This is a genomic window from Xanthomonas sacchari, assembly GCF_040529065.1.
GTDB lineage: Bacteria > Pseudomonadota > Gammaproteobacteria > Xanthomonadales > Xanthomonadaceae > Xanthomonas_A > Xanthomonas_A sacchari.
Window position 1 is genome coordinate 4,592,682 of sequence record NZ_CP132343.1, and the last position, 7,319, is coordinate 4,600,000.

The 7,319-nt window shown below is 65.3% G+C and carries 4 protein-coding genes and 2 rRNA genes (1 of these 6 only partly in view); 2 read left to right on the top strand and 4 right to left on the bottom strand.

Features of this window, described 5'->3' with window-relative positions:
* Positions 1-4 precede the first annotated feature (4 nt).
* Positions 5-1,231 carry a murein hydrolase activator EnvC gene (locus tag RAB71_RS19445; RefSeq protein WP_010340921.1) on the bottom strand — a complete coding sequence of 409 codons (1,227 nt, stop codon included), beginning with the start codon at positions 1,229-1,231 and terminating at the stop codon, positions 5-7.
* Positions 1,232-1,418: 187 nt separating this feature from the next.
* On the opposite strand from RAB71_RS19445, the gene RAB71_RS19450 reads away from it, so the two are divergent.
* Positions 1,419-2,081 carry a hypothetical protein gene (locus RAB71_RS19450; RefSeq protein ID WP_029561820.1) on the top strand — a complete coding sequence of 221 codons (663 nt, stop codon included), beginning with the start codon at positions 1,419-1,421 and terminating at the stop codon, positions 2,079-2,081.
* An 81-nt stretch (positions 2,082-2,162) separates the two neighbouring features.
* Positions 2,163-3,905 (top strand): M28 family metallopeptidase, encoded by a 1,743-nt coding sequence (locus RAB71_RS19455; RefSeq protein WP_010340923.1) that lies wholly within the window; start codon positions 2,163-2,165, stop codon positions 3,903-3,905.
* Positions 3,906-4,215: 310 nt separating this feature from the next.
* Here the strand turns inward: RAB71_RS19455 and RAB71_RS19460 are convergent, their stop codons facing one another.
* From RAB71_RS19460 to RAB71_RS19470, 3 genes are all read right to left on the bottom strand, one after another.
* Positions 4,216-5,283, bottom strand: coding sequence for an NAD(P)-dependent alcohol dehydrogenase (locus tag RAB71_RS19460; protein ID WP_010340924.1), 1,068 nt, complete (start codon positions 5,281-5,283; stop codon positions 4,216-4,218).
* A 520-nt stretch (positions 5,284-5,803) separates the two neighbouring features.
* A 5S ribosomal RNA gene (gene rrf, locus RAB71_RS19465) occupies positions 5,804-5,918 on the bottom strand.
* Positions 5,919-6,072: 154 nt separating this feature from the next.
* Positions 6,073-7,319 (bottom strand): 23S ribosomal RNA (locus RAB71_RS19470) (it continues 1,633 nt past the right edge of the window).

Genomic DNA, 7,319 nt, shown 5'->3' on the forward strand with positions numbered 1-7,319 from the left:
CCGCTCAGCGGCGCTGCAGCCACGACGCCGGATCCACCGGCTGGCCATTGCGACGCAGTTCGAAGTACAGCGCCGGGCGGCCCTGCCCGCCGGAATTGCCGACCTTGGCCACCGCATCGCCACGCTTGACCTTGGCGCCAGCGTCGCGCAGCAGCGTGTCGTTGTGCGCGTACAGGCTCATGTAGCCGTTGCCGTGGTCCACGATCAGGATCATGCCGTAGCCGGTCATCCAGTCGGAGAACACCACCGTGCCGTCGGCGACCGCGGTGACGGTGCTGCCGGCAGGTGCGGCGATCAGCACGCCGCTGCTGGTGCGCCCGTCGGGCAACCGGCCGCCGTAGCGCGCGATCAGGTCGCCCGACAGCGGCCAGCCCAGGCCACCGACCTTCAGCGGCGGCGCGGAGGCGACCACCTTGGGCGGCACCTTGCCGCCGCCACGCCCGGCCTTCGCCGCGGCCTTGGCCTGCGCCGCCTGTTCGGCCGCCTCGCGCCTGGCCGCGGCACGGCGCTCGGCCTCGGCGCGCGCGGCGGCGGCGCGCAGGTTGGCGAGCAGGGTTTCCAGTGCCTTGGCATCCTGGCCCAGCGCCTTCTCGCGTTCGCTGCGGTCCTGGTAGCGCTGGTCCAGTTCCGAGACGACGCTGGCGCGCTGCTTGCGGTCGCGCTGCAGCGCCTGGGCCTGTTCCTGCTGGCGGCGCTGGGCTTCGCTCAGTTGCTGCTTCTGTTCAACGACCTCGCGCTGCACCTGTTCCAGCGCCTGCAGCTCGTGGGTCAGCGTGGCGATGCGCTGCGCGCGCTCGCGCTGCAGATAGCGGTGGTACGCCAACAGACGGTTGGCGTCGGCCACGCGGTCCTGCGCCAACAGCAGCTTCAGCGGCGCATTGCCGCCGATGGCATAGGCCGCCCGCAGCAGTTGCGCCAGTTCGGCGCGTTGCCGCGTCAAACCGCTGCGCAGGCCATCGCGCTTGCGCTCGAGCTCGGCCAGGGTCTGCTGGTGCCGCTGCAGCGCCTGCTGCGTCTGCGCCAGACTGCGACCGGTGGCGGCGACCTTTTCGTCGGCGTCGCGCAACTGGCGTGCGGCGTCGCCACGCTTGCCTTCCAGCTGCCGCCGCTCCTCGGCCACGCTCTTCAGTTCGTTGCGCACCTTCTCCAGGCGCTTCTCGGCCTCGCGCGGATTCTGCGCGGCGGCCAACCCGGCGGTCAGCAGCCACGCCACCGCCAGCAGGCTGCGCAACGGCCTGCGCCATTGCACGGGCGCACGCCGCTCGGCCGCGCGGGGCGCGGCGGAATGCGGTGGGACAGGCGCGGCTGCGGGCAAGCGAGGGTCCAGTGACTTCAGGCAGGTGTGGATTGTAGCGAAGCGTGTTGTGATCGCCTCACGATTGATTGCGGCCGCATCGTCGGCGCCCGGGAGGTGAAGGATGAAACGCATGCATCTGGCGGTTGTGCTGGCGCTGGCCCTGACGGCCGGTCCGGCGTTCGCGGGCGAAGGCATCAGCAAGGTCAACGGCAGCATCACTGCCGACGCCGGCAAGCAGTACGGGGATCTGGAAACGGTCAACGGCAGCATCAACGTCCAGTCCGGCGCCCAGGTGGGTAGCGTGGAAACGGTCAACGGCAGCGTCAAGGTCGCCGACGGCGCACAGACCAAGGGCTTGTCCACGGTCAACGGCGGCATCACCCTCGGCGAGCGCGCACAGGTCGCCGGTTCCATCGAAACCGTCAACGGCGGCATCTTCGTCGACCGCGGCGGCCGCGTCGGCGGCGGCATCGAAAGCGTCAACGGCAGCATCGGCCTGGTCGCCACGCAATTGGACAAGGGCATCGAGACGGTCAACGGCGACATCACCGTCGGCCATGATTCGCACGTCGGTGGCGGCCTCTCGATCAACAAGCCCAGCTTCAGCATGTCGTTCAAGCCGACGCGCAAGCCGAGGGTCATCGTCGGCCCCCGCGCGGTGATCGACGGTCCGCTGCGCTTCGAGCGCGAAGTGACCCTGTACGTGCACCGCAGCGCCAAGACCGGGCCGATCACCGGCGCCACCGCGCTGCCGTTCGACGGCGACACCGCGCCGAACAACTGAGCCGTGCCGTAGTGCCGCGCGCGCCCGGACGCGCGCGGCTTGCCTATAGAATCCAGGGTTCCCTCGCCACCAGGAGCCCCCATGTCCCGCAAGCTCGTGCTGTGCCTGGCCGCAGCGGCGGCGCTGACCGCGTGCAAACGCGAAGCGCCCGCGCCGGCCGCCGACACCGCGCCACTGGCCGCGACGCCCGCGCCCGCTGCGGCGCCCTCGCACGCGTTCTCCACCGGGATCGCACCGGCGGACTTCGCCGAACTGGTCAAGACGCTGTCCTCCGACGCCTTCGAAGGCCGCGGTCCCGGCACGCCGGGCGAGGACAAGACGGTCGCCTACATCCGTGACCAGATGCAGCGCATCGGCCTGCAGCCCGGCAACGGCGACAGCTGGTTCCAGGACGTGGCGATGACCGAGACCACCGCGGCGCCCGGCACCACGCTCACCATCAACCACGACGGCGCTGCGCGACAGCTCGCCTTCGGCACCGACATGGTGGTGGGCACGCGTACCGGCCAGCCCGAGGTCAAGCTCGATGGCAGCGACATGGTCTTCGTCGGCTACGGCGTGGACGCGCCGGAGCAGAAGTGGAACGACTATGCCGGCCAGGACTGGAAGGGCAAGACCGTGGTGATGTTCGTCAACGACCCCGGCTTCCATACCGGCGACGGCAGCCTGTTCGAAGGCAAGCGCATGACCTATTACGGGCGCTGGACCTACAAGTTCGAGGAAGCCGCGCGCAAGGGCGCCGCCGCCGCGTTGATCGTGCACGACACGCCCGGCGCCAGCTACGGCTGGGACGTGGTCAAGAACTCCTGGTCCGGCGCGCAGTACGACCTGCCGGCGAAGGACGATCCGGAGCCGCGTATCCCGGTGCAGGGCTGGCTCACCGCCGAGGCGGCCAAGCAGCTGTTCGCCGATGCCGGCCTGGATCTGGCGCAAGCGTACAAGGACGCCAGCAAGCGCGGCTTCAAGCCGGTCCCGCTGAAGGCCAAGCTTTCGGTGGACCTGAAGAGCACCATCGCCGAGAAGACCTCGCGCAACGTGGTCGGCGTGCTGCCCGGCAGCAGCCGCGCCGACGAAGCGGTGCTGTACATGGCGCACTGGGATCACCTGGGCAAGCACGAGGGCGAGCCCAGCGACAACATCTACAACGGTGCGGTCGACAACGCCACCGGCGTGGCCGGCATCCTCGAAATCGCCGAGGCGTTCGCGCACCAGCAGCCCAAGCCCGAGCGTTCGGTGGTGTTCCTGGCGGTGACGCTGGAGGAGTCGGGGCTGCTCGGTTCCAAGTACTATGTGGCGCATCCGACCTTCCCGCTGAACAAGATCGCCGGCGTCATCAACCTCGATGCGATGCCGGTGGCCGGGCGCGCCAAGGACCTGGTGGTCAACGGGTTCGGCAACTCGCAACTGGAAGATATGCTCAAGCCGATCGCCGCCGCGCAAGGCCGCGTGCTGCACTCCGAGGACGCACCGCAGAGCGGGTTCTACTTCCGATCCGATCACTTCAACTTCGCCAAGGCCGGCGTGCCGGCGCTGTACATCGACGCCGGCGAAGACCTGGTCGACGGCGGCATCGAAGCCGGGCGCCGTGCCGCGGCAGAGTACGCCAAGCGCTATCACACGCCGGCCGACGAGTACGATCCGGCGACCTGGAAGCTCGACGGCGTGATGGACGACCTGCAGGCGGTATACGGCGTCGGCAAGGAACTGGCCGCCGGCGACAGCTGGCCGAACTGGTATGCGGACAATCCGTTCAAGGCCGCACGCGACAAGATGATGGGCCGGCCGACGTCGCTGCCGGCGGCCGAGCCTGCCGCCGGCAAGTAGGCGGCGGCTTCCTTAGTTTCATGGCAACGGTGCTTCGGCGCCGTTGTCGTCTCTGCCACCATGTCCCGCGGCGCACCGCATCGTCGCTGCCACCACCTCGTGCAGATCGCTTACCGCACGCAGTGGTGCGCGGTTGCCGGACATCTTCCGAGCGCCTCGAATGCCGATCGGAAGCCCACGTGCAGAGCACTTCGGTCGCGACGAGAGCTACCGCTACAGAAAAGCCCGGGCATGCGCTGCCCGGGCTTTCATGGGATGACGATGACGCATGACGTGACCACGGCGGCTGACCGCCACGGTCGCCGTCGGCTCAGGCCGCCTGCTTGGTCTGCGCCAGGCTGGCCATGTCGATGACGAAGCGGTACTTCACGTCGCCCTTGAGCATGCGCTCGTAGGCCTCGTTGATCTGCGCCATCTCGATCGTCTCGATGTCGGACACGATGCCGTGCTTGGCGCAGAAATCCAGCATCTCCTGGGTCTCACGGATACCGCCGATCAGCGAACCGGCCAGCTGGCGCCGCTTCATGATCAGGTTGAACACCGTCGGCGACGGATGCGGCTCTGCCGGCGCGCCGACCAGGGTCATGGTGCCGTCGCGCTTGAGCAGGGTCAGGAACGCATCGAGGTCGTGCGGTGCCGCCACGGTATTGAGGATGAAATCGAAGCTGTTGGTGTGCGCCGCCATCTCGTCGGCGTTCTTCGACACCACCACCTCGTTCGCGCCCAGGCGCAGCGCATCCTCGCGCTTGCCGGCCGACGTGGTGAACAGCACGACATGCGCGCCCATGGCGTGGGCGATCTTCACGCCCATATGGCCAAGGCCGCCCAGGCCGACGATGCCGACTTTCTTGCCCGGGCCGACCTTCCAGTGATTCAGCGGCGAATAGGTGGTGATGCCCGCGCACAGCAGCGGCGCCACCGCCGCCAGCTGGTCGGCATCGTGGCGGATCTGCAGCGTGTACTTCTCGTCGACCACGATGTGATCGGAGTAACCGCCATACGTGTTCTCGCCGCCGAACATCGGACCGTTGTAGGTACCGACGAAGCCGTTCTCGCAGTACTGCTCCTCGCCATCGGCACAGGAAGCGCAATGCCGACAGCTGTCGACCATGCAGCCGACACCGGCAAGATCGCCGACCTTGAAGGCACTGACCTCGTCGCCCACCGCGGTGATGCGACCGACGATTTCATGGCCCGGCACCGACGGGTACTGGGTGTTGTGCCACTCGTTGCGGGCGGTATGCAGATCCGAGTGGCAGACGCCACAGTAGAGGATCTCGATACTGACGTCGTGCGCACCGAGCGCACGGCGCTCGAAGGTGAACGGGGTCAGCGGCTGATCGGACGCCTTGGCGGCGTATCCATTGGCTTGGCTCATGGGGAAGGCCTCGTGGTGGGTGAAAGGGGCCGAGAGCGATGCGCGAATCAGGCAGAGATGCCCACGCGGTCGCCGAAATCGGGAAAAAAGTCTAAGCGGCGTGGCATGAAAGGCACGCATCGCCACATGGAACGGTGCGATGCGCTTGCTCCGAATCCGCTGTAGAAACCGACAAGTGTGGATTGGCACACGTGTTCGGCTGAACGTAGCCGCACTCCATCGATGGCGTGCGGGCGAAATGCCGGCGCTCAGCCACGGCACGACGGAAGGGCTGCGACGCGGCACGTCTCGATACGCGCTCTTGCGCATCTCATAGCGCGGCACATCTTCCGAGGGGCAAGGAAGGAGCCGAGCCCCTCTCCCCCGGGAGAGGGGCTGGGGTGAGGGTAGGGCGCGCAGCGCCTCGCCGATCCGTCATTGCGCGGTTTCGCCCGTCCCCGCTCGCCTGCGCGCGTGGCGTTGTTTTTTGCACGCGCAATAAAAAATCCCCGTCCTTTCGGACGGGGATTTGGGGTAAAGCCCCTGGCGATGACCTACTCTCGCATGGCTTGAGCCACACTACCATCGGCGCAGCTGCGTTTCACTTCCGAGTTCGGGATGGGATCGGGTGGTTCCACAGCGCTAATTTCACCAGGGAGACGGTTGGAGTGTCGCCGCGTGCGTGTTCTCGGTTGTTGGACCGAGGACGGCAGGGCGCCAGCCTCTCATAGGGTGTGATGTAGCGAGCGAGTGAGAGCGATCGACGTGTGTCGCGCTAAGGGATGCTTCGAGGAAGCATCTTGAGGTTATATGGTCAAGCCGCACGGATCATTAGTATCAGTTAGCTCAATGCATTGCTGCACTTACACACCTGACCTATCAACCACGTAGTCTACATGGTTCCTTTAGGGGACTTGTGTCCCGGGAGATCTCATCTTGAGGCGCGCTTCCCGCTTAGATGCTTTCAGCGGTTATCGCTTCCGAACATAGCTACCCGGCAATGCCACTGGCGTGACAACCGGAACACCAGAGGTTCGTCCACTCCGGTCCTCTCGTACTAGGAGCAGCCCCTCTCAAATCTCCAACGCCCATGGCAGATAGGGACCGAACTGTCTCACGACGTTCTGAACCCAGCTCGCGTACCACTTTAAATGGCGAACAGCCATACCCTTGGGACCGACTACAGCCCCAGGATGTGATGAGCCGACATCGAGGTGCCAAACACCGCCGTCGATATGAACTCTTGGGCGGTATCAGCCTGTTATCCCCGGAGTACCTTTTATCCGTTGAGCGATGGCCCTTCCATACAGAACCACCGGATCACTAAGACCTACTTTCGTACCTGCTTGATCCGTCGATCTTGCAGTCAAGCACGCTTATGCCTTTGCACACAGTGCGCGATGTCCGACCGCGCTGAGCGTACCTTCGTGCTCCTCCGTTACTCTTTAGGAGGAGACCGCCCCAGTCAAACTACCCACCATACACGGTCCCCGATCCGGATTACGGACCTAGGTTAGAACGTCAAGCACGACAGGGTGGTATTTCAAGGATGGCTCCACTGCAGCTAGCGCCACAGTTTCATAGCCTCCCACCTATCCTACACAGACGAACTCAACGTTCAGTGTAAAGCTATAGTAAAGGTTCACGGGGTCTTTCCGTCTTGCCACGGGAACGCTGCATCTTCACAGCGATTTCAATTTCACTGAGTCTCGGGTGGAGACAGCGCCGCTGTCGTTACGCCATTCGTGCAGGTCGGAACTTACCCGACAAGGAATTTCGCTACCTTAGGACCGTTATAGTTACGGCCGCCGTTTACTGGGGCTTCGATCAAGAGCTTCGCCTTGCGGCTGACCCCATCAATTAACCTTCCAGCACCGGGCAGGCGTCACACCCTATACGTCCACTTTCGTGTTTGCAGAGTGCTGTGTTTTTGATAAACAGTCGCAGCGGCCTGGTTTCTGCGACCCTCTTCAGCTATAGCTCGCACGAGCCACCAAAAAGGGTGCACCTTCTCCCGAAGTTACGGTGCCATGTTGCCTAGTTCCTTCACCCGAGTT